The sequence below is a fragment of the Blautia sp. HA3515 genome (genome assembly GCF_059933065.1).
The window spans coordinates 1-19,692 of sequence record NZ_JAYFUY010000059.1 but is presented as its reverse complement, the minus strand read 5'-3'; the positions used below and the strand labels follow the sequence as shown (position 1 = coordinate 19,692).

Below are 19,692 nucleotides of genomic sequence, written 5' to 3'. Positions count from 1 at the left end.
AATGGCACCGGGGTGATCCTGCACAACCAATCTGGGACGTGCACCTCTTGGAGAGGAGACAGACAGAGCATGTGGCACGAACTGATGACCGGGTATACCAATCTGGAACTGGATCTGGAAACAGGGAAAAGGGGAAGCAGGCTGGCTTCCTTTCAGCAGGACCTGGAGAGTCTTATAGGAGCAGAAGCAGTAGCAGTGGTCAATAATAATGCGGCTGCAGTGCTGCTTATGCTTACAGTACTGGCTTCTGAACGTCAGGTTTGTGTTTCAAGAGGGGAACTGGTGGAGATCGGAGGGAAATTCAGGATTCCTGAGGTTATGGAGCAAAGCGGAGGAATCCTTGTAGAGGTAGGCACCACAAACCGTACTTATCTTGAGGATTATACCCGTGCAGTTACAGAGAACACGGCTGCATTCCTGAAGGTGCATACCAGCAATTACCAGATCACAGGCTTTACCTGTGCACCGTCTGTAAAAGAACTGGCAGAGGAAGCCCATAAGCGTCAGCTGTATCTGCTGGTGGATCTGGGCAGCGGAGATCTGGGGTATATTCCCGGAACGGATCCAAAAGAAACGGTCAGGTCAGTTCTGGCTCAGGGGGCAGACCTGGTGTCCTTTAGCGGAGACAAGCTGATGGGCGGACCACAGGCAGGGATACTTGCAGGTAAAAAGGAACTGATCCACAGGATAAAAAAGCATCCTCTGATGCGTGCGCTTAGGATTGATAAATTCACGGCAGCTGTGCTGGATGAAACAGTAAGGCTGTACAAGGAATCTGAAAAACAAAAGATCCCGGTATTGGAAATGACCAGCCGGAGCCTGGAACAGATGGAACAGATGGCAGATGCTTTATTAAAAAGCCTGAAGCATGAAGCCGGAGATCATGTGCAGCTTCAGATGATCGACACCCTGGGGACAACAGGTGGAGGCAGTATGCCGGGAAAGGATCTGCCGGGAAAAGGCCTGTCAATCCGTTCATCCAGGTATTCTGTGATGGAGATAGAAGAAAGGCTGCGCCACAGCGAGCCTCCGGTAATCGGGAAGATCGAGAAAGACCAGGTGGTTCTGGATATGCGGACCATATTTTCGGGAGAAATGAAGGAATTGACACAGATAATCAAAAAAGTTCTTGATATTTAGGAAAGCCGGGGAAACGTCCTTCCTCACAAGGAGGTGAGCGGATGCAGTACGTTACCATTGGGACAGCAGGACATGTGGATCATGGGAAAACCTGTCTGGTAAAAGCTCTGACAGGGGTGGATACAGACCGGCTTCTGGAAGAAAAGCAAAGAGGCCTGACGGTTGATCTTGGATTTGCCCCTGTGGATCTGGGACAAGAGATCCGGGCGGCGGGTCATCGATGTACCGGGTCATGAGCACTTTATTAAGAATATGCTGGCTGGTGTGTGGGGGATGGAGATCATCATATTTGTGGTGGCAGCTGATGAGGGGATCATGCCTCAGACAGTAGAGCATTTGCAGATCCTGTCACTTATGGGGATCAAGAAAGGACTGATCGCCCTTACCAGATGTGACCTGGCTGATGCAACGCAAAAGCAGAAGGTGAGACAGGATATAGAAACCCTTGTAAAAGGAACCTTCCTTGAACAGGCATCCATCATAGAAACCAGCATACTTACAGGTGAAGGGATCAAGACCATACGAAAGGAACTGTCGCAGCTTGCCAAAATGCTGCCGCCAAAAGACCTTTCTCTGCCTTTTTTTTCTGCCTATTGACCGTGCTTTTACAGTGCCAGGGTTTGGAACTGTAATTACAGGTACCCTGGTTCAGGGAAGGATCTGTGCAGGTGCAAAAGGGATCCTGTATCCAAAAGGGAAAGAAGTCAAGATCCGCAGGCTGGAGATCTTTGGGAAACAGGCTGAATGGGTGCAGGCTGGCACCCAGGGTGGCGGTGAATCTGCCGGGAATAGAAAAAAAGCAGATTTCCAGAGGCATGGTGCTGGCACAGCCTGGCAGTCAAAAGCCTGCGGGCAGAATAAATATACAGTTTCAGACCGTAAAAAGCTTAAAAGAACCTGTAAAAAATAACAGTCGCATACAGGTATGCTGGGGCTGTGGTACATTTCAGGGCAGGATACTTCTGGAAGGTAAGGAACAGATCCTTCCGGGAGAGGAATGCCAGGCACAGCTTCGCCTGGAAAAAGAACTTTATATAAAGCCTGGAGATCATCTGATCCTGCGGAAATATTCTCCTTCAGAAACCATTGGAGGCGGTGTAGTAATACAGCTTTGCGATAAAGTTAGAAAAGAAAAGGTATGCCAAAAACCGGAGGAATCCAGTGAAGCCATGAAAAAGATCTGTGCTTTGTATCAGCAGGCTGGTTTCTTTCCGCCTAAAACCTGTGAAGTCAAAAAAAACCTTGGGAAAGAACCAGATTTTACGGGGCTTTTCTTCAAAATGATACAGCAGGGAGATTTATGCAGGTTTGGAGAGGGGGATTATATGGCAAAAGCCTTTTATATGAAAGGAAAAGAATGTGCTGCTTTTCTTTTTAGGCAGCATGGTGAGATCCCTACAGGAATGTTCAGGGACATACTTGGTATTTCAAGAAAGTGTGCCATTACTCTTTTGGAAAGCTATGATAAAGAGCATTTTACCAGCTGGAATGGAAAAGAAAAGAATCCTGGCACGCAGTATTGGATAACTGAAATGTTGTGCACAAGATATGCTTTACTGGCGGGAACATGTGGGAATCGAACCCACCCGGGACAATCCATGCCCCACACTGGTTTTGAAGACCAGGAGACACACCAGCACCTTTCTGCTCCCCGGAAAAAGTATACTAAAAATCATCAGGTGTTTCAAGGAAAAAAAAGAAAGGAGGAAGCCGCATGCAGGACAGTTATGGCAGAACCATTGACTATATCAGGATTTCTGTAACAGATCAGTGTAATCTTAGGTGTATTTATTGTATGCCAGAAGGCTGTATATATAAAGTGCCCAAACAGATGCTCAACGATGACCAGATCCTTATGCTGTGCAGGTGTTTTGCACAGCTTGGAGTTTCCAGAGTCAAGATCACAGGCGGTGAACCTCTTTTGCGGCCTCAGGTTCCCACACTTATAAAAGAAATAAGGCAGATCCCCGGGATTCGCAGCGTTACTCTTACAACTAACGGGATTTTATTGGGAAAATATCTTCCCCCAGCTGGTAAAGGCAGGGCTTACAGGAGTCAATATCAGTATTGATTCCCTGAATTCTTCACATTATCAGCAGATCAGCGGCAGGGACAGGCTCCTTCCTGTTATGGACAGTCTGAAAGCAGCTTTATCTTATCAGGATCTTGTAACAAAGCTGAATTGTGTGCCTGTTTATGGGAAAAATCATCAGGATCTGGCAGAGCTGGCTTTACTTGCCAAAGATCAGGACCTGCATGTACGGTTTATTGAAATGATGCCCATCGGATATGGGAAGGATTTTACCTGCTGCACAGAGGATCAGATCCTGAAGCTTCTGGAAAAGAAGCTTCATACTCAGCTGGTGCCCTATGAAGGCAGTCTGGGAAATGGTCCTGCCCATTATTATCAGGTACAGGGATTTAAAGGGAAAATCGGCTTTATCAGTGCAGTAAGCCATAAATTTTGCAGTCAGTGCAATCGGATCCGGCTGACCAGTGACGGATATCTGAAAACCTGTCTTCAGTATCAGTCAGGCTGCGACCTTATGCCTTATCTGCAAAAAGGAGTATCAGAAGAAACGCTGAAACAGATGATCCTTAAGGCAGTAAAAGAAAAACCTATGTGTCATCATTTCCTGGAAGAACAAAAGGATGAAAGGAAAGAAAAGGAAGAACTAAGGGCTATGTGTGAGATTGGCGGATAACAGGACGCTGCCGGAGCATATAGAGGAATGCTATTGACTTTTGCGCCTTGTTTTTAGTATAGTAAGATACAAAGTAACTGTAAGCGTATTTAGGACAGTTGACACAGGGAATACGAAATCCAGAGAGCAGTTTCGCTTTTTTCAGGAGGTAATCATAAATGTCAGAATTGGTAAAAGTAGTTGTAGATGCAATGGGAGGCGATTATGCACCCCAGGAGCCTGTAAAGGCAGCCGTAGAAGCAGTTACGGAAAGAGAAGATATCCAGGTGATCCTGACAGGCATTGAGGATGAAGTGCGTGCCCAGCTTGCCAAATATCCGGATTATCCGAAGGACAGGATCCAGGTGGTACCTGCCACAGAGGTGATCCAGACAGCTGAACCGCCGGTTATGGCTATCCAGAAGAAAAAGGATTCTTCACTTGTAGTAGGACTTAAGATGGTAAAGCGCCAGGAGGCAGATGCATTTGTATCTTGTGGAAGTACAGGCGCCATTCTTGTTGGAGGTCAGGTACTTGTAGGCAGGCTTAAAGGAGTGGAGCGGCCGCCTTTGGCGCCTTTGATCCCTACAGAGAAGGGAGTTTCCCTTCTGATCGACTGCGGTGCTACAGTTGATGCCAGATCTTCCCATCTGGTACAGTTTGCCAAAATGGGATCTATTTATATGGAGAATGTAGTGGGGATCAAGAATCCCAAGGTAGCCATCGTGAATATTGGTGCAGAGGAAGAAAGGGAAATGCACTTGTAAAAGAAACGTTTCCCCTTTTGAAAGCATGCCCTGGTATTAATTTTATCGGAAGCATTGAAGCAAGGGATATTCCTTCCGGATATGCAGATGTAGTGGTATGCGAAGCCTTTGTAGGTAATGTGATCCTGAAGCTTTATGAAGGGCTTGCAGGCACATTGATGAAGAAGATCAAAGGCGGCCTGATGTCCAGCTTCCGCAGTAAGCTTGGGGCTCTTCTGATCAAGCCTGCACTTAAGAAGACCCTGAAATCCTTTGATGTGACAGAGCATGGCGGAGCACCGCTTCTTGGTCTTAAAGGGCTTGTGGTAAAATGTCATGGAAGTGCCAGATCCATAGAGATCAAAAACGGGATTTTCCAGTGTGTTCAGTTTAAACAGCAGCGGATCAATGAAAAGATCGGGGAACATATTCTGGAGATGGCTGATACATCTAAAGAGTAAGGATAACAGCTGGGAGATGACTCCCACCTCTATAGGTGGTGAGCAACAAGCTGGTATCAGTGGTGGGAGTCAATCCCCCAGCTGATATAGCCTCCGGCAGGATTGCAGAGGTGCGCAGGAGAAGTATGTCATGCAATTGCATGACGCGCACCTCGCAGCAAGAATGCCGAGGCATTCTTGAGAAGGGATTGCCGGTTTGGGGACAGCCTGGAACGGCAGCCCTTTCTTGTGTGTAACAGGAATTTACTCAGTAATGTTTGCAATAGGATGATTTGTTATAATAAGGAGATAATATGGAGACGAATTTAACGGAATTGGAGAGCAGGATCGGGTACAGCTTTAAAGATAAAACCCTTCTTGTGAAAGCCCTGACCCATAGCTCTTATGCAAATGAAAAAAAGCTTGGAAAAGGAGGCTGTAATGAACGGCTAGAATTCTTAGGAGATGCAGTACTGGAGCTGATCAGCAGTCATTTTCTTTTTGAAAAATATCCAAAGCTTCCGGAAGGAGAATTAACAAAGAAACGCGCAAGCCTGGTATGTGAGCCAAGCCTTGCTTTTTGTGCAAGGGATTTTGAATTGCCTAAGTATCTGCTCCTTGGCAGAGGAGAGGAACTTACAGGAGGACGGAACAGGGATTCCATTGTCTCAGATGCAACAGAGGCTCTTCTTGGGGCTATTTATCTGGACGGTGGTTTTGCTAATGCAAAGGAGTTTGTACTGGATTTTATACTGAATGACCTGGAGCATAAGCAGCTCTTTTATGATAGCAAGACCATCCTGCAGGAGATTGTCCAGGAGAATCTGAGTCATGGAGTAGAATACCGCCTTGTAGGAGAATCAGGACCGGATCACAACAAAAGCTTTACAGTGGAAGTGCTGGTGAATGACCAGGCAATGGGACAGGGTACCGGACACACTAAGAAAGCTGCAGAGCAGGCAGCTGCTTATGAGGCAATCCGAAAACTGAGAAAATAAAGGGCCATAGGTAAAATATGTACTTAAAAAATATTGAAGTGCAGGGCTTTAAGTCATTTGCACAGAAGATCAATTTTGAATTTCATAATGGCATCACCGGCATTGTAGGTCCTAACGGCAGTGGGAAAAGCAATGTAGGCGATGCAGTACGCTGGGTTCTTGGAGAACAGAGTGCCAAGCAGCTGCGAGGCGGCAATATGCAGGATGTTATTTTCTCAGGGACAGAGACCAGAAAGCCGTTAAGCTTTGCATCCGTTGCCATTACACTGGATAACAGTGACCATAAGCTGCCAGTGGAGTTTAATGAGGTAACAGTTACAAGGCGTCTGTACCGCTCCCGGTGAAAGTGAATATCTGATCAACGGCAGTGCATGCAGGCTGAAAGACATTAATGAGATGTTTTATGATACAGGTATCGGAAAGGAAGGCTATTCCATTATCGGGCAGGGGCAGATCGATAAGATCTTAAGCGGAAAGCCAGAGGATCGAAGAGAACTGTTTGATGAGGCAGCGGGAATCGTCAAGTATAAGCGCAGGAAAAATACTACCATCAAAAAGCTGGAGGATGAACAACAGAATCTGGTTCGTGTAACCGATATTTTAAGCGAACTTACCAAGCAGCTTGGACCTTTGGAACGTCAGTCTGAAACGGCAAGGATCTATCTGGCGAAAAGGGACAGCTTAAGGGAACTGGATGTAAATATGTTTCTTTTGGAAAGCCGGCAGACAGAAAAGGATCTGCTGGTGTTAAGAGAGAAGAATGAAACAGCATCTGCACAGCTTGAAGATACCAACAGAGAATATCAGCAGACCAAGGTGGAGTATGACCGTCTGGAGCAGGAACTGGAAGAACTGAACCGGCAGATGGATGAGCTGCGGGAAGAAGACCCAGCAAAATGCGTTGCAAAAGCAGCAGCTGGAAGGCCAGATCAATGTTTTAAATGAGCAGATCCAGGCAGCTTTGCAAAGTGATACACATTTTAAGAACCGTCTGGAAATTGTGGAAGAGGATCTGAAGCAGAGACAGCAGGCCAGATCTGAAGTAGAAGAAGAGAAGGGATCGCTTCATACCATTGTAAAAGAAGCACAGAAACGGCTGACAGACCAGGAAGACAGACTGCATACGGTGCAGGAACAGATTTCCCAGTGTGAAAGTGCAGTGGAAGACGGTAAGAACGAAATCATAGAGATCCTAATTCCAGAGCCACCACAAAAGGAAAGGCTCAGAGATTTGATACTTTGATGGAGCAGGTGGGGATTCGTAAGGCAGAAGTAAATCAACACATCCTTCACCTGAAAAGTGAGGAAGCCCAGCAGAAGACCATCCGGGCAAAAGCCCAGTCAGAGTATGACCAGATCACAGAAGAAATCCATGAGATCGATCAGAAGTCCAGGCAGATGGACCAGCAGGTACATAGTCTTAGCGAAGATCTGAAGAAACAGACTACACAGCTGGAGATCAGCCAGACCGCCTACCACCGGGAAGCATCCAGGCTGGAATCCTTACGGAATATTACAGAACGCTATGACGGATATGGCAACAGTATCCGCAGGGTCATGGAGCAGAAAGACCGGGTATCCGGCATCCGTGGTGTGGTAGCAGATCTGATCCAGGTCAATAAAGAGTACGAGATCGCCATTGAGACAGCCCTGGGAGGAAGTATCCAGAATATTGTTACTGATAATGAGCAGACTGCAAAAAGGATGATCGAGTATCTGAAGAAGAACCGTTTCGGCCGTGCCACATTTCTCCCTTTGAACAGTATTAATACAAGAGGGGAGTTCAGCCAGAAAGATGCATTAAGAGAGACTGGTGTGATAGGCCTGGCTTCTGATCTGGTTACTACAGAGAAAGAATATACAGGGCTTACCAGGTATCTTCTTGGCAGAGTTCTGGTAGTGGATCAGATTGACCATGCAATTGCCATTGCAAAAAAATATCATCACAGCCTGCGTATGGTAACCATCGAGGGAGAATCCTTAAGTCCGGGCGGTTCCATGACAGGTGGTGCATTTAAGAATAACAGCAATCTTCTGGGACGGCGCAGGGAGATCGAGGAACTGGAAGGAAAAGTGGCTTCCCAAAAGGAAGAGGTAAGCCGTCTGACTGCTTCTATGGAAGAGAACAGGCATAAACGCAATCAGCTCCGTGACCAGATCTCACAGCTGCAGGAACAGCTGCGCAGCAAATACGTAGCACAGAATACTGCAAAAATGAATCTGGCACAGCTAAATGATAAAGAGCAGGAGATCCGGGACGGATATGAAAGGATCCGTCTGGATCAGGAGCAGATCCGCAGACAGTTAAGTGAGATCAAGCAGGATCATGATAAGATCGATGAAGAATTAAAGGCTTCCAGACAAGATGAGAAAGAACTGGAAACCTATATCGAAACAAGGCAGAAGGAACTGGAAAGAATGGAAAAATGAAGAAAGTTCAGTTCAAAGAAAGCTGGAAGACCTTCGGCTGGAAGCATCTACCACCCAGCAGAAAGAAAGCTTTGCATCTGAGAATCTTTCCCGTCTTATTTCTGAGATCCAGGGACTTGTGCAGGAAAAACAGACCATTCTGGAAACCCTGAAGCAGGGAAATCAGGAGATGGAGAATAAGCGCAGATCTGTGGAAGAACTGAAAGAAGCAGTGTCCGGATTTGGCGGCCAGGAAGAGGCAGACAGACAGCAGCTGGAGACCTGGCAGAAGGAAAAGGACCAGAAAAATACCAGCCATAAAGCCTTTTTTGAAAAAAGGGATCATCTGTCCGGTCAGATTTCCTTGTTGGATAAAGAATGCTTCCGCCTGAAAAGCCAGATGGAAAAGCTGGAGGAAAGCCGGGAGGCCCAGATTTCCTACATGTGGGAGGAGTATGAGATCACACCTAATAATGCTCTTCAGTATCGAAAGGAAGAATATACAGACCTGAAGGAAATGAAGAAGCAGATCACACAGTTAAAGGATGAGATCAGAAAGCTTGGTTCTGTAAACGTAAATGCTATTGAGGATTATAAAAATCTTCAGGAACGCCATGCATTCCTTTCTGGCCAGTATGAGGATCTGAAAAAAGCAGAGGCTCAGCTTGAAAATATTATCCGGGAATTGGATGAAGGCATGCGTCAGCAGTTTTCAGAGAAATTCAGGGATATCCAAAGAGAGTTTGACAAAGCCTTCAAGGAATTGTTCGGGGGAGGCAAGGGTACCCTGGAATTGGAGGAAGATGTGGATATCCTGGAAGCAGGTATCAAGATCATTTCCCAGCCACCAGGCAAGAAGCTGCAGAATATGATGCAGCTGTCCGGTGGTGAGAAGGCACTGACCGCCATTGCCCTTTTATTTGCGATCCAGAACCTTAAGCCTTCACCGTTCTGTCTTCTTGATGAGATCGAGGCAGCACTGGATGATTCCAATGTAGGAAGGTTTGCCGGGTATCTGCAGAAGTTGACGAAGAACACGCAGTTTATTATAATAACACATAGAAGGGGAACCATGAATGCAGCAGACAGACTGTATGGTATTACCATGCAGGAAAAGGGAGTGTCCACTCTTGTATCTGTTGACCTTGTGGAGAACCAGCTAACGCAGTAAGGAGGGAATGGGATATGGCAGAGGAGAAAAAAGGCTTTTTTAAAAGGCTTGTAAGTGGTCTTACTAAGACCCGTGACAACATTGTGAAAGGGTTTGACTCCCTTTTCAGCGGATATTCCAGTATTGATGATGATTTTTATGAGGAGCTGGAGGAGATCCTGATCATGGGAGATATTGGGATCAATGCTACTACAGCCATTCTTGAAAATCTGAAAGCTCAGGTAGAAGAGAAGCATATCAAGGATCCTATGGAGTGCAAGGAGCTTCTCATCGACAGTATTAAAGAACAGATGTATGTGGACAGCACAGACTATGAATTTGAGAACCGTAAGTCAGTGATCCTGGTGATCGGTGTCAATGGTGTAGGCAAGACTACATCTGTAGGTAAGCTGGCAGGTAAATTAAAGGATCAGGGGAAGAGAGTGATCCTTGCAGCAGCAGATACTTTCCGTGCAGCAGCGGGAGAACAGCTGACCCAGTGGGCCAACCGTGCTGGTGTGGATATTATTGGCGGTCAATCAGGCGCAGATCCTGCTTCAGTAGTATATGATGCAGTGGCAGCAGCAAAGGCAAGGAATGCTGACGTGCTGATCTGTGATACAGCAGGACGTCTTCATAATAAGAAGAACCTGATGGAAGAGCTTCGTAAGATTTACCGTATCCTTGAGAAAGAATATCCGGAAGCATATCTGGAGACTTTGGTCGTGCTGGACGGTACCACAGGTCAGAATGCTCTTGTACAAGCCAGGCAGTTTGCTGAAGTTGCCAATGTAAACGGGATCATCCTTACCAAGCTTGACGGTACAGCCAAAGGCGGTATTGCAGTAGCAATCCAGTCTGAACTGGATATTCCGGTTAAATATATCGGTGTAGGTGAGAGTATTGATGATCTGCAGAAATTTGATGCCAATGAATTTGTAAATGCATTGTTCAATGTTGATGAAAGAGCCCGGAGCAACGGAGAAGATAATGAATAAACACGGGATCGTGTAAGGGGGTAGAATATGAAAAAAACATGGAGAAATATCTGTTTTCTGCTGCTTACAGTACTGGTTCTGGCTGGGTATCCCCAGATAACACATGCGGCAGTATCTGAAGCTTATGGAGATTATACCGTTTATAATGTGACAGAATACGGGGCAGACCCTACAGGAGCACAGGCCTGTGATGCTGCTATTTCATCTGCTTTACGTGCAGCAAGAAAAAACACTGGTAAAAAGCTGCTTTATTTTCCGGCAGGATCTTATACAGTCCACGGTACGGTAAATCTGGCATCGCAGGATGGTGCGCGGCAGCAGATGAGCAGACCGTTGTAACAGGTACAGGCAGCAAGCTGCTCAACCTTACCGGGGTCTTCCGGTGCAGTGGTAGATGGCGGTACCTGGAGAGGAAGTGCAGGCTCTACCGTTATTTCAGGCAACAGTGGATCTGATATCCGTCTTCTTAATATGAATGTGGAATCAGGACTGAATGGTATTAAATTACGTGCAACGACTGCATACCTGGAAAATGTAACCGTTTCCAAGAGTACCAGCATTGGTATCGGGCTGTCTGGTCAATGCCAGGTTACGGCTAACGGCTGCAAGATCCTGAATAATGGTTCTGGTTATCCAAAGCAGGGACTGGGACATGGAGTAGGCGTATATGAGAAATCTGTTTTCAATATTTCCGGTTCCCAGCTGAATGGCAACCGTGAATGTGGTATTTCCGTAAAGAATGGTACAGCGTCTGTTACAAATTGTAAGCTTTACAATAATGGACGCCATGGTCTTGGTACAGCACTTGTGTGCAATGTGACAATGACCAATTGTGACATTTACAAAAACGGATTGAAAGACAAACATGATGGGGTTATCCTTGTTGGCGGTTCTAAAGGAACTTTTACAAATTGTAAATTCCGTGCCAATGCGGCAACAGGGCTTCTGGTAAACGACAGTAATACCCGTGCGGTGATCAAGAAGTGTATTTTCAAGAATAATAAGGCACACAATATTTACAGTGAAAACCTGAAATCCGGTAAGGTAAGCCTGGTGATCGACAGCTGCAGCTTTTACAAATGTAAAACATCTGATTCTGTAAGGATCCATGTAAATAAAAAATCTGCTTACAGTCTTAAGATCAAAGGAAAAAACAAGTATTACAAAGTAAAGCCAAAATATACTTTCTGGATAAAAAACAAGCTTACTTATAAAAACTAAACTTACTTATAAAAGCTAAGCTTACTTATAAAAGTTAAACTTATTTATAAAAGTTAAACTTATTTATAAAAGTTAAATTTGCTTATAAAAACGAATGTAACTGTTCTTTATGGGCACAGTTATGATTTGCTGCAAAATGATGTTGGGGGTAAAAGCCTCCAACGATGATACTAAATTAAAATTCTGCTGACGGCAGACGAGGAGGAAGCACAATGTTGACACTGGACAGTTTTGAACAGGCATCAGAGATCGTGAAACAGGTGACACAGGAGACAAAGCTGATCAAAAGCAGTTATTTTTCCGAAATGACCGGGAATAAGGTTTATTTCAAACCGGAAAATATGCAGCGTACAGGAGCATATAAGGTACGTGGGGCTTACTATAAGATCAGTACACTGACGGAAGAAGAGAGAAGCAAAGGGCTGATCACTGCTTCTGCAGGAAACCATGCTCAGGGTGTTGCCTATGCAGCGCATAAATATGGGGTAAAAGCAGTGATCGTCATGCCAACCACTACACCCCTGATCAAGGTAAGGCGTACCAAAAAGCTACGGCGCAGAGCTGATCCTTCATGGCAGGATGTACACGACGAAGCCTGTGCATCCGCCACTGGAACTGGCAGAAAAAGAAGGATATACTTTTATCCAGCCTTTCGATGATCCGGCAGTAGCTACAGGCCAGGGAACCATTGCCATGGAGACCGTACAGGACACTTTGCCTAGGCAACATCTAGACTGTCCTCTACCGCAGGCGGCGGACTTGCTACAGGAGTTTCTGACACTTGCAAAGCTTTCGAATCCCCATATCAAGGTGATCGGCGCAGAGCCGGCCGGTGCAGCCTGTCACCAAAGCATCTCTGCAGAAGGGGGAAGCAGTCACCCTTCCGCATGCAGACGCCATCGCACGATGGATCCGCTGTTCTCAGACACCAGGCTCCAAGATCTTCCCTTATATCCAGAAGAATCTGGACGCGATCATCACCATCGAGGACGATGAATTGATCGTTGCTTTCCTGGATATGGTTGAAAATCGTAAGATGGTTGTAGAAAATTCCGGACTTCTTACGGTAGCAGCCCTTCGTCATCTTGATTTCAAGAACAAGAAAGTGGTTTCTATTTTAAGCGGTGGCAATATGGATGTGATCACCATGTCTTCTGTTGTTCAGCATGGGCTGATCCAGAGAGACCGTATCTTTACTGTATCTGTGCTGATTCCGGATAAACCGGGCGAACTGGTACGTGTAGCAAGCATTATTGCAGAGAATCAGGGAAATGTTATCAAGCTTGAGCATAACCAGTTTGTAAGCACCAACCGTAATGCGGCTGTTGAGCTGAAGATCACACTGGAGGCATTTGGCACAGATCACAAGAACCAGATCGTAAAAGCGCTGGAGACAGCTGGCTGTAGACCAAAGGTGATCCGCGCCAGCCTTTAACAGGCAGGATTGTTTATCTGCCAAGAAAAAGTATTTATCTGTCAAGAAAAAACACTTGACATTATTTGCTCGAAAATCCAGTAAATACAAGGATTCTAACAGTTGAAAAGATTGATTTGTGACAATTCTGTGACAAATGAGGAAAATTCTCTGGATTTTAAGCAAGATGGTATATTGATTTCAAGATTTGCATATGCTATAATTGCCATAGGCGAAAAGAAATGACGAGTCCATGGAGACAAAAAGAGTGAAGCCCTCAGTACTGCGAATACTGGGGGCTTCTTCTTGTTTATTTATAGTAGACAAGAAACTACCAGGCTAGTGTTGTCTCACTTATCACCATCTAACCATTTGCAAACATAATAGGCGGCTATGCTCGCCAGGCAGGAGATAAGAAAAGAAATGACGATGTTTTCCATATGGACTGCACCTCCTCCCGTTGCCGGGTATCGGCTGGACAACATATTTAGTATAGCATGGCTCAGAACAAAATGGAACATGCAGAAATGACTACCCGGTACAAATTAATATGCCGGTTTTTTGAACCATTTTATCTCAGTCGAGAAGACTCCCACCTTTTTCAGGTGGTGAGTAACAGCAAGTTCGTCTCAGTGGGAGTCCAATCTCCGACTGAGATAAACGCTCCGCGAGGATGCGCAGTGATTCTGTAAAGAATATGTCAGCTTACGCTGACCAGAATCACGCGCCAAGTCTCGCGGCTGCTCGACTTGAACAATAGATGAACGTAGACGAAAAGACACGAACAAAAGTTCGTAAAGAAAAAACACTTGACAACCGGATACAAATACGGTAAGATACACAAGGTGATTACGAATGGAAAAGTTTGTAGAGCGTACACTTTTGTATGATTTTTATGGAGAACTTCTTACCAGCAGGCAGCAGCAGGTGTATACGAATGTTGTCCTGGAGGATTATTCCTTAAGTGAAGTAGCCCAGGATTTGGGGATTTCCAGACAGGGAGTACACGATATGATCCGGAGATGCGACAAGGCACTGGAGGAGTATGAAGAGAAGCTTCATTTAGTTGACAAGTTCCTGAATATACGAAAGCAGGTAAAGCGGATCCATCAGATTGCTGAAGAATCCGGGATTGAAGAGATTGCAGCGATTTCCAATGTGATATTAGAGGAGTTATAATACATGGCATTTGAAAGCTTGACAGAAAAATTACAGAATGTATTCAAAAAACTGAGAAGTAAAGGCAGGCTGACAGAAGAAGATGTTAAGATCGCTTTAAAAGAAGTTAAGATGGCTCTTCTTGAAGCAGATGTCAATTTCAAGGTGGTCAAGCAGTTTACCAAATCTGTGCAGGAGCGTGCAGTAGGACAGGATGTAATGAATGGTCTGAATCGGGACAGATGGTGATCAAGATCGTCAATGACGAGCTTGTAAGCCTGATGGGGAGTGAGACTACAGAGCTTCCTGTTAAGCCAGGCAATGATATGACAGTGATCATGATGGCAGGTCTTCAGGGAGCTGGTAAGACCACTACAGCAGCCAAGCTTGCAGGTAAGCTGAAGGCAAAAGGCAAGCGTCCGCTTCTGGTTGCATGTGATGTATACCGTCCGGCAGCTATTACACAGCTTCAGGTAAATGGTGAGAAGCAGGGCGTAGAAGTTTTTTCCATGGGAGACAAACAGAAGCCTGTAGATATTGCCAAAGCTGCCATCGGCCATGCTAAGGAACATCAGCAGAATGTTGTGATCATTGATACTGCAGGACGTCTTCATATTGATGAGAATATGATGCAGGAGCTTGCAGATATTAAGGAGAATGTACAGGTAGATGCTACTGTTCTTGTTGTGGATGCCATGACAGGACAGGATGCAGTGAATGTAGCCAAGACCTTTACCGATAAGGTGGGGATTGATGGTGTGATCCTTACCAAGATGGATGGTGATACCCGAGGCGGCGCAGCTCTTTCCATCAAGGCAGTTACCGGCAAGCCTATCCTTTATGTTGGTATGGGTGAAAAGCTTACAGATCTGGAACAGTTTTATCCGGACAGGATGGCATCCAGGATCTTAGGTATGGGTGATGTGATGAGTCTGATCGAGAAGGTGGAAGCCTCCGTAGATCAGGAGCAGGCACAGGAGATGTCCAAGAAGCTTAAGAAAATGGATTTTGACTTTAATGACTATCTTACCAGCCTGGATCAGATGAATAAGATGGGCGGGATCGGAAGTATCCTGAACATGCTTCCCGGGATGGGCGCCAAGATGAAAGACATTGAAGGAATGATCGATGAAAGTGCGATGAACAGGACCAAGTCCATTATTCTTTCCATGACGATTCAGGAGCGGAGCAATCCGGGAATCCTGAATGTATCCCGTAAGAATCGTATTGCCAAGGGGGCAGGCGTAGATATTTCAGAAGTCAACCGTCTTGTGAAGCAATTTGAACAGAGCAAGAAGATGATGAAGCAGATGCCCGGTATGATGGGCGGCAAAAAAGGTGGTAAAAGAGGCGGCTTCAAGCTTCCTTTTTAACATAAATTATTTATAATAAATAATCAAAAACAACACATAATCAAAAATTGGAGGAAAACAAAAATGGCAGTTAAGATCAGATTAAGAAGAATGGGACAGAAGAAAGCACCTTTCTATAGAATCATTGTTGCAGATTCCCGCAGCAAACGTGATGGAAGATGCATCGAGGAGATCGGTACCTACGATCCTAACCTTGATCCAAGCGTATTCAAAATTGATGAGGAAGCAGCTAAAAAATGGCTTTCTGTAGGCGCTCAGCCGACAGAAGTTGTTGCTAAGCTTTTCAAAGCAGCCGGAATCGAAAAATAAGAAATACCGGAGAGGGTATTTCTGTGACGTCCCCAAAAGGACGAGACAGGGAGGTATGTGATGAAAGGATTAGTTGAAGTAATTGCAAAATCTCTTGTTGAAAATCCGGATGAAGTAGTCGTTACTGAGACAGAGAAAGATGATGTGATCGTCATCGAATTAAAAGTGGGACCTTCTGATATGGGTAAGGTCATCGGACGTCAGGGCAGGATCGCCAAGGCAATCCGTACTGTAGTAAAAGCGGCTTCTTCCAAAAGCAGCAAAAAAGTGATTGTAGATATTCTGCAATGAAATAGTTTTCAGGGGCTGTTGCAATAGTATGGATGCAACAGCCTTTTTCAATGTACTAGGAAATTCCGTTGGGATCTCCTAGTACACTAAAAGCCCTACCGGGCAGGATCGTATATGATAAGTACACAGACAGGAGCTTGGTGATGGAAGATTTATTAAAAGTAGGTGTGATCACTACCACACACGGTGTGAGAGGAGAAGTAAAGGTATATCCTACAACGGATGCAGAACGCTTTCCTGATCTTGAATATGTTTTTTTGGATACAGGCAGGGAGAAGAGACAGCTTTACATACAGAATGTAAAGTTTTTCAAGAATCTTGTGATCCTGAAATTTAAAGATATTGATAATATTAATGATATAGAGAAATATAAAGGTAAAGAGTTATGGATCCCCAGAGAGGAAGCGCAGGATCTGGAAGAAGACGAGTATTATATTGCAGATCTGATCGGAATGAAGGTTGTAACTGAGGATGGGACTTCTGTGGGAATTCTGAAAGATGTAATGGAAACAGGTGCCAATGATGTTTATGTAGTTCAGGATGCACAGGGCAAAGAGCTTCTTCTTCCTGCCATTCATCAGTGCATTCTGGATGTGGACATTGAAAAAGACGTTATGACTGTACATTTGATGAAAGGACTGGTATAAATGAATTTTCATGTACTGACCCTGTTTCCGGAGATGATCCAGAATGGGATGAATACCAGCATTACAGGCCGGGCCATTGCAGCCGGTTATCTGTCCATAGAAGCTGTGAACATCCGGGATTTTGCCTATAATAAGCACCAGAAAGTGGATGATTATCCATACGGCGGCGGCGCAGGAATGCTGATGCAGGCAGAACCGGTTTATCTTGCCTATGAGTCAGTGGTACAGCGTATCGGGAAAAGGCCAAGAGTTGTTTATCTTACTCCCCAGGGCAGGGTGTTTAATCAGGAAATGGCCAGAGAGATGGCAAAAGAAGAGGATCTGGTTTTTTTGTGCGGTCATTATGAAGGTATTGATGAACGTGTTCTTGAGGAGATCGTTACAGACTATGTGTCCATTGGAGATTATGTGCTGACAGGAGGCGAGCTGCCTTCCATGGTTATGATGGACTCTATTTCCAGGATGGTGCCTGGTGTATTAAGCAACAAAGAATCCGGTGAGACAGAGTCCTTTGCCGGGAATCTTCTGGAATATCCCCAGTATTCCAGACCGGAAGTATGGCATGGAAAAGCTGTTCCTCAGGTACTGATGTCCTGGGCACCGTGCGAATATTGAGAAATGGCGCAGGGAACAGTCTGTGATCCGTACTGCCAAAAGCCGGCCGGATCTTTTGAAAAAGGCTGATCTTACCAATAAAGAATGGAATTATGTAAGGCAGTTGAAAAAGCAATGGAAGGAAGAAACCCAGCAGGCAGCTGCCCATGCGGACATCGCCTGTGAACCGGAGAAAGAGGAGGAATTATGAAAACATCAGATTTTTATTATGATCTGCCCCAGGAGCTGATTGCCCAGGATCCTCTGACAGACCGAAGTGCATCCAGACTGATGCATTTGTCCATCAAAGATGGAGGTATTGAACACCGTCATTTCACGGACATCCTGGAATATCTGAATCCTGGAGACTGCCTTGTGATCAATGACACAAAGGTGATCCCAGCCAGATTGTATGGACATAAAGAAGAAACCGGAGCATTGATCGAGATACTTCTTTTAAAGAGAAATGAAAACGATGTGTGGGAATGCCTTGTAAAGCCTGGAAAAAAAGCCCGAAAGGGAACCAGGATCAGCTTTGGGGATGGCTTATTAAAGGGTGAGATCGTAGATGTGATCGAAGACGGGAATCGCCTGATCCATTTTGAATATAACGGCATTTTTGAGGAAATCCTGGATCAGTTGGGTGAGATGCCCCTGCCTCCTTATATCACTCACAAATTACAGGACAAAAATCGTTATCAGACGGTTTATGCAAAGCATGAAGGATCTGCAGCTGCGCCTACTGCAGGGCTCCATTTTACAAAGGAACTTCTGGAAAAGGTGAAAGAAAAAGGCGTGCAGATCGCCCATGTGACCCTGCATGTGGGGCTTGGCACTTTCCGGCCTGTTAAGGTAGATGATGTGGAGCAGCACCATATGCACTCTGAGTATTACGTGGTAGAAGAAGATCAGGCAAAGCTGATTAATGATACCAAGAAAAACGGTGGCCGTGTGATCGCTGTAGGGACTACCAGCTGTCGTACCCTGGAATCTGCAACTGGAGAAGATGGTATTTTAAAAGCAGGCAGTGGCTGGACAGAGATATTCATTTATCCAGGTTATCATTTCAAGATGATCGACAGCCTGATCACCAACTTCCATCTTCCAGAATCAACTCTTATGATGCTTGTTTCCGCACTGGCAGGCAAAGAGAAGATCATGCATGCCTATGAAGAGGCTGTGAAGGAAAGATACAGATTCTTTTCCTTTGGGGATGCCATGTTTATTGACAGCAATTCATAATGAATATTTGTTGTAATCATTCAGCAGATAGTAGCTTTGTGGGTATTGAACAGTTATGAATTAATAGTAAAAGCCAAGGGCCAGTTCCCTTGGCTTTTACAGATTCTATTATAATTCTGTAAGAAATTGTTGGTAATGAGATGGGTGCTACATTTGAATATCAGGATGCAGTATCGATCATGGAACTGCGTTCCTGGATCTTTTCCATGATCCGTGTTTTTTCATCCCCCTCTGCAGGCGTTGGCTGATAATTATTATAGCCTTGTGCAGAAGAAATAGAGCAGGGGATGATATTGGTAACATTGTCATTTTGAAGAGCGCCATTGCTGAAGGTAAAGGACTGCTGGAAGATCATGGAATCCATATCGCTTGGAGCACTGTTGCCTCCGAAGCAGAAATTGCCAAGACTGTACACAATATTCTTACCTTTGTATGTTTCAATGCCCTGAAGTACATGAGGATGATGCCCGCATACCAGGTCAGCACCCTGATCAATGGCCAATCTGCCTAATGTCATCTGATTGGAATCAGGAACAGTCTCCTTTTCATTGCCCCAGTGGAAAATCACAATGGTAAGCTGGGCGCCTTCGGATTTTACTTTTGCTATATTGTCTTTTAACTGCTGTTCCCGTTCAAGATGGTCGTTCAGCTCGTAAATACCAACCAGTCCCACCTTGATCCCTTTCACATCCATAACTGCTGTTTCGTCATAGCCAAAATGAACAATCCCAGCATCATCCAAGGCAGATAATGTATCTGTAAAGCTCTGCTCTCCATAATCATGACTATGGTTGTTGGCTGTGTTGACTGCTTCCACAGAACCACTGGTCAGAATACCTGCATAAGAAGCAGGAGCTTTAAATGCAAAGGTTTTGTCA

Annotated in this window: 18 protein-coding genes, 1 tRNA gene and 6 pseudogenes; 23 read left to right on the top strand and 2 right to left on the bottom strand. The window is 45.2% G+C overall.

Annotation, left to right across the window (positions count from 1 at the left end):
- Positions 1–12: 12 nt before the first annotated feature.
- From selA to R1Y93_RS04410, 5 genes and pseudogenes are all read left to right on the top strand, one after another.
- Positions 13–1,140 carry an L-seryl-tRNA(Sec) selenium transferase gene (gene selA / locus R1Y93_RS04430; protein WP_500821758.1) on the top strand — a complete coding sequence of 376 codons (1,128 nt, stop codon included), beginning with the start codon at positions 13–15 and terminating at the stop codon, positions 1,138–1,140.
- Positions 1,141–1,181: 41 nt separating this feature from the next.
- On the top strand, positions 1,182–1,376 hold the full coding sequence (locus tag R1Y93_RS04425) for a hypothetical protein (protein ID WP_500821756.1): 195 nt from the start codon (positions 1,182–1,184) through the stop codon (positions 1,374–1,376).
- 16 nt (positions 1,377–1,392) lie between these two features.
- On the top strand, positions 1,393–1,737 hold the full coding sequence (locus R1Y93_RS04420; RefSeq protein ID WP_500821757.1) for a GTP-binding protein: 345 nt from the start codon (positions 1,393–1,395) through the stop codon (positions 1,735–1,737).
- A gap of 13 nt (positions 1,738–1,750) precedes the next feature.
- Positions 1,751–2,050 carry a hypothetical protein gene (locus R1Y93_RS04415; protein ID WP_500821755.1) on the top strand — a complete coding sequence of 100 codons (300 nt, stop codon included), beginning with the start codon at positions 1,751–1,753 and terminating at the stop codon, positions 2,048–2,050.
- Positions 1,956–2,609 (top strand): annotated as a pseudogene (locus tag R1Y93_RS04410) (SelB domain-containing protein); the annotation flags it as partial. The gene R1Y93_RS04415 and the pseudogene R1Y93_RS04410, both read left to right, overlap by 95 nt.
- An 88-nt stretch (positions 2,610–2,697) precedes the next feature.
- Here R1Y93_RS04410 and R1Y93_RS04405 read toward each other — a convergent pair.
- Positions 2,698–2,792 (bottom strand) — tRNA-Sec (locus R1Y93_RS04405).
- A 62-nt stretch (positions 2,793–2,854) separates the two neighbouring features.
- Here R1Y93_RS04405 and R1Y93_RS04400 point away from each other — a divergent pair.
- The 18 genes and pseudogenes from R1Y93_RS04400 (at position 2,855) to queA (ending at position 18,814) form a co-directional block, all read left to right on the top strand.
- On the top strand, positions 2,855–3,211 hold the full coding sequence (locus R1Y93_RS04400; protein WP_500821754.1) for a radical SAM protein: 357 nt from the start codon (positions 2,855–2,857) through the stop codon (positions 3,209–3,211).
- 58 nt (positions 3,212–3,269) lie between these two features.
- Positions 3,270–3,845, top strand: a complete 576-nt coding sequence (locus R1Y93_RS04395; RefSeq protein ID WP_500821753.1) for a GTP 3',8-cyclase MoaA family protein — start codon at positions 3,270–3,272, stop codon at positions 3,843–3,845.
- Positions 3,846–4,003: 158 nt separating this feature from the next.
- Positions 4,004–5,031: pseudogene (plsX, locus tag R1Y93_RS04390) on the top strand (phosphate acyltransferase PlsX).
- A 293-nt stretch (positions 5,032–5,324) separates the two neighbouring features.
- Positions 5,325–6,008, top strand: a complete 684-nt coding sequence (gene rnc, locus R1Y93_RS04385) for a ribonuclease III (protein ID WP_500821752.1) — start codon at positions 5,325–5,327, stop codon at positions 6,006–6,008.
- Between the two features lie 17 nt (positions 6,009–6,025).
- Positions 6,026–9,588 (top strand): annotated as a pseudogene (gene smc, locus R1Y93_RS04380) (chromosome segregation protein SMC).
- A gap of 14 nt (positions 9,589–9,602) precedes the next feature.
- On the top strand, positions 9,603–10,565 hold the full coding sequence (ftsY, locus tag R1Y93_RS04375; RefSeq protein ID WP_500821751.1) for a signal recognition particle-docking protein FtsY: 963 nt from the start codon (positions 9,603–9,605) through the stop codon (positions 10,563–10,565).
- 27 nt (positions 10,566–10,592) lie between these two features.
- Complete coding sequence (locus R1Y93_RS04370) at positions 10,593–10,904, top strand: glycosyl hydrolase family 28-related protein (protein WP_500821750.1); 312 nt, start codon at positions 10,593–10,595, stop codon at positions 10,902–10,904.
- A gap of 48 nt (positions 10,905–10,952) precedes the next feature.
- Positions 10,953–11,786 carry a right-handed parallel beta-helix repeat-containing protein gene (locus R1Y93_RS04365; RefSeq protein ID WP_500821749.1) on the top strand — a complete coding sequence of 278 codons (834 nt, stop codon included), beginning with the start codon at positions 10,953–10,955 and terminating at the stop codon, positions 11,784–11,786.
- 212 nt (positions 11,787–11,998) lie between these two features.
- Positions 11,999–12,445 carry a threonine ammonia-lyase gene (locus R1Y93_RS04360; RefSeq protein WP_500821748.1) on the top strand — a complete coding sequence of 149 codons (447 nt, stop codon included), beginning with the start codon at positions 11,999–12,001 and terminating at the stop codon, positions 12,443–12,445.
- A pseudogene (locus R1Y93_RS04355) lies at positions 12,366–12,593 on the top strand (hypothetical protein); the annotation flags it as partial. The gene R1Y93_RS04360 and the pseudogene R1Y93_RS04355, both read left to right, overlap by 80 nt.
- Positions 12,594–12,618: 25 nt before the next feature.
- Complete coding sequence (locus R1Y93_RS04350) at positions 12,619–13,221, top strand: pyridoxal-phosphate dependent enzyme (RefSeq protein WP_500821747.1); 603 nt, start codon at positions 12,619–12,621, stop codon at positions 13,219–13,221.
- Positions 13,222–14,055: 834 nt separating this feature from the next.
- Positions 14,056–14,379: a YlxM family DNA-binding protein gene (gene ylxM / locus R1Y93_RS04345; protein WP_158420491.1), complete on the top strand. Its 324-nt coding sequence runs from the start codon at positions 14,056–14,058 to the stop codon at positions 14,377–14,379.
- Positions 14,380–14,382: 3 nt separating this feature from the next.
- Positions 14,383–15,731: pseudogene (gene ffh / locus R1Y93_RS04340) on the top strand (signal recognition particle protein).
- 63 nt (positions 15,732–15,794) lie between these two features.
- The gene (rpsP, locus tag R1Y93_RS04335; protein ID WP_158420487.1) at positions 15,795–16,040 is read left to right on the top strand and encodes a 30S ribosomal protein S16; all 246 of its coding nucleotides are present in this window, start codon (positions 15,795–15,797) and stop codon (positions 16,038–16,040) included.
- A gap of 60 nt (positions 16,041–16,100) precedes the next feature.
- A complete protein-coding gene (locus tag R1Y93_RS04330; protein WP_158420486.1) occupies positions 16,101–16,331 on the top strand; it encodes a KH domain-containing protein in 231 nt (76 codons plus the stop codon).
- 143 nt (positions 16,332–16,474) lie between these two features.
- On the top strand, positions 16,475–16,978 hold the full coding sequence (gene rimM, locus R1Y93_RS04325; RefSeq protein WP_500821746.1) for a ribosome maturation factor RimM: 504 nt from the start codon (positions 16,475–16,477) through the stop codon (positions 16,976–16,978).
- Positions 16,979–17,783 (top strand): annotated as a pseudogene (gene trmD, locus R1Y93_RS04320) (tRNA (guanosine(37)-N1)-methyltransferase TrmD).
- Positions 17,780–18,814, top strand: a complete 1,035-nt coding sequence (gene queA / locus R1Y93_RS04315) for a tRNA preQ1(34) S-adenosylmethionine ribosyltransferase-isomerase QueA (RefSeq protein ID WP_500821745.1) — start codon at positions 17,780–17,782, stop codon at positions 18,812–18,814. Before trmD ends, queA begins: the two are co-directional and overlap by 4 nt.
- A gap of 160 nt (positions 18,815–18,974) precedes the next feature.
- On the opposite strand, the gene R1Y93_RS04310 is transcribed toward queA, so the two are convergent.
- Positions 18,975–19,692 (bottom strand): CapA family protein (locus R1Y93_RS04310; RefSeq protein ID WP_500821744.1); only part of this gene is annotated, 718 nt, incomplete at its 5' end.

Excerpts from the sequence above, each read along its gene's own strand:
- R1Y93_RS04425 (WP_500821756.1), top strand. The coding sequence starts at position 1,182 with ATGCAGTACGTTACCATTGGGACAGCAGGACATGTGGATCATGGGAAA.
- queA (WP_500821745.1), top strand. The coding sequence starts at position 17,780 with ATGAAAACATCAGATTTTTATTATGATCTGCCCCAGGAGCTGATTGCC.
- rpsP (WP_158420487.1), top strand. The coding sequence starts at position 15,795 with ATGGCAGTTAAGATCAGATTAAGAAGAATGGGACAGAAGAAAGCACCT.
- R1Y93_RS04400 (WP_500821754.1), top strand. The coding sequence starts at position 2,855 with ATGCAGGACAGTTATGGCAGAACCATTGACTATATCAGGATTTCTGTA.
- R1Y93_RS04395 (WP_500821753.1), top strand. The coding sequence starts at position 3,270 with ATGGACAGTCTGAAAGCAGCTTTATCTTATCAGGATCTTGTAACAAAG.
- R1Y93_RS04360 (WP_500821748.1), top strand. The coding sequence starts at position 11,999 with ATGTTGACACTGGACAGTTTTGAACAGGCATCAGAGATCGTGAAACAG.
- R1Y93_RS04420 (WP_500821757.1), top strand. The coding sequence starts at position 1,393 with ATGCTGGCTGGTGTGTGGGGGATGGAGATCATCATATTTGTGGTGGCA.
- ylxM (WP_158420491.1), top strand. The coding sequence starts at position 14,056 with ATGGAAAAGTTTGTAGAGCGTACACTTTTGTATGATTTTTATGGAGAA.
- rnc (WP_500821752.1), top strand. The coding sequence starts at position 5,325 with ATGGAGACGAATTTAACGGAATTGGAGAGCAGGATCGGGTACAGCTTT.
- R1Y93_RS04330 (WP_158420486.1), top strand. The coding sequence starts at position 16,101 with ATGAAAGGATTAGTTGAAGTAATTGCAAAATCTCTTGTTGAAAATCCG.
- ftsY (WP_500821751.1), top strand. The coding sequence starts at position 9,603 with ATGGCAGAGGAGAAAAAAGGCTTTTTTAAAAGGCTTGTAAGTGGTCTT.
- R1Y93_RS04370 (WP_500821750.1), top strand. The coding sequence starts at position 10,593 with ATGAAAAAAACATGGAGAAATATCTGTTTTCTGCTGCTTACAGTACTG.
- rimM (WP_500821746.1), top strand. The coding sequence starts at position 16,475 with ATGGAAGATTTATTAAAAGTAGGTGTGATCACTACCACACACGGTGTG.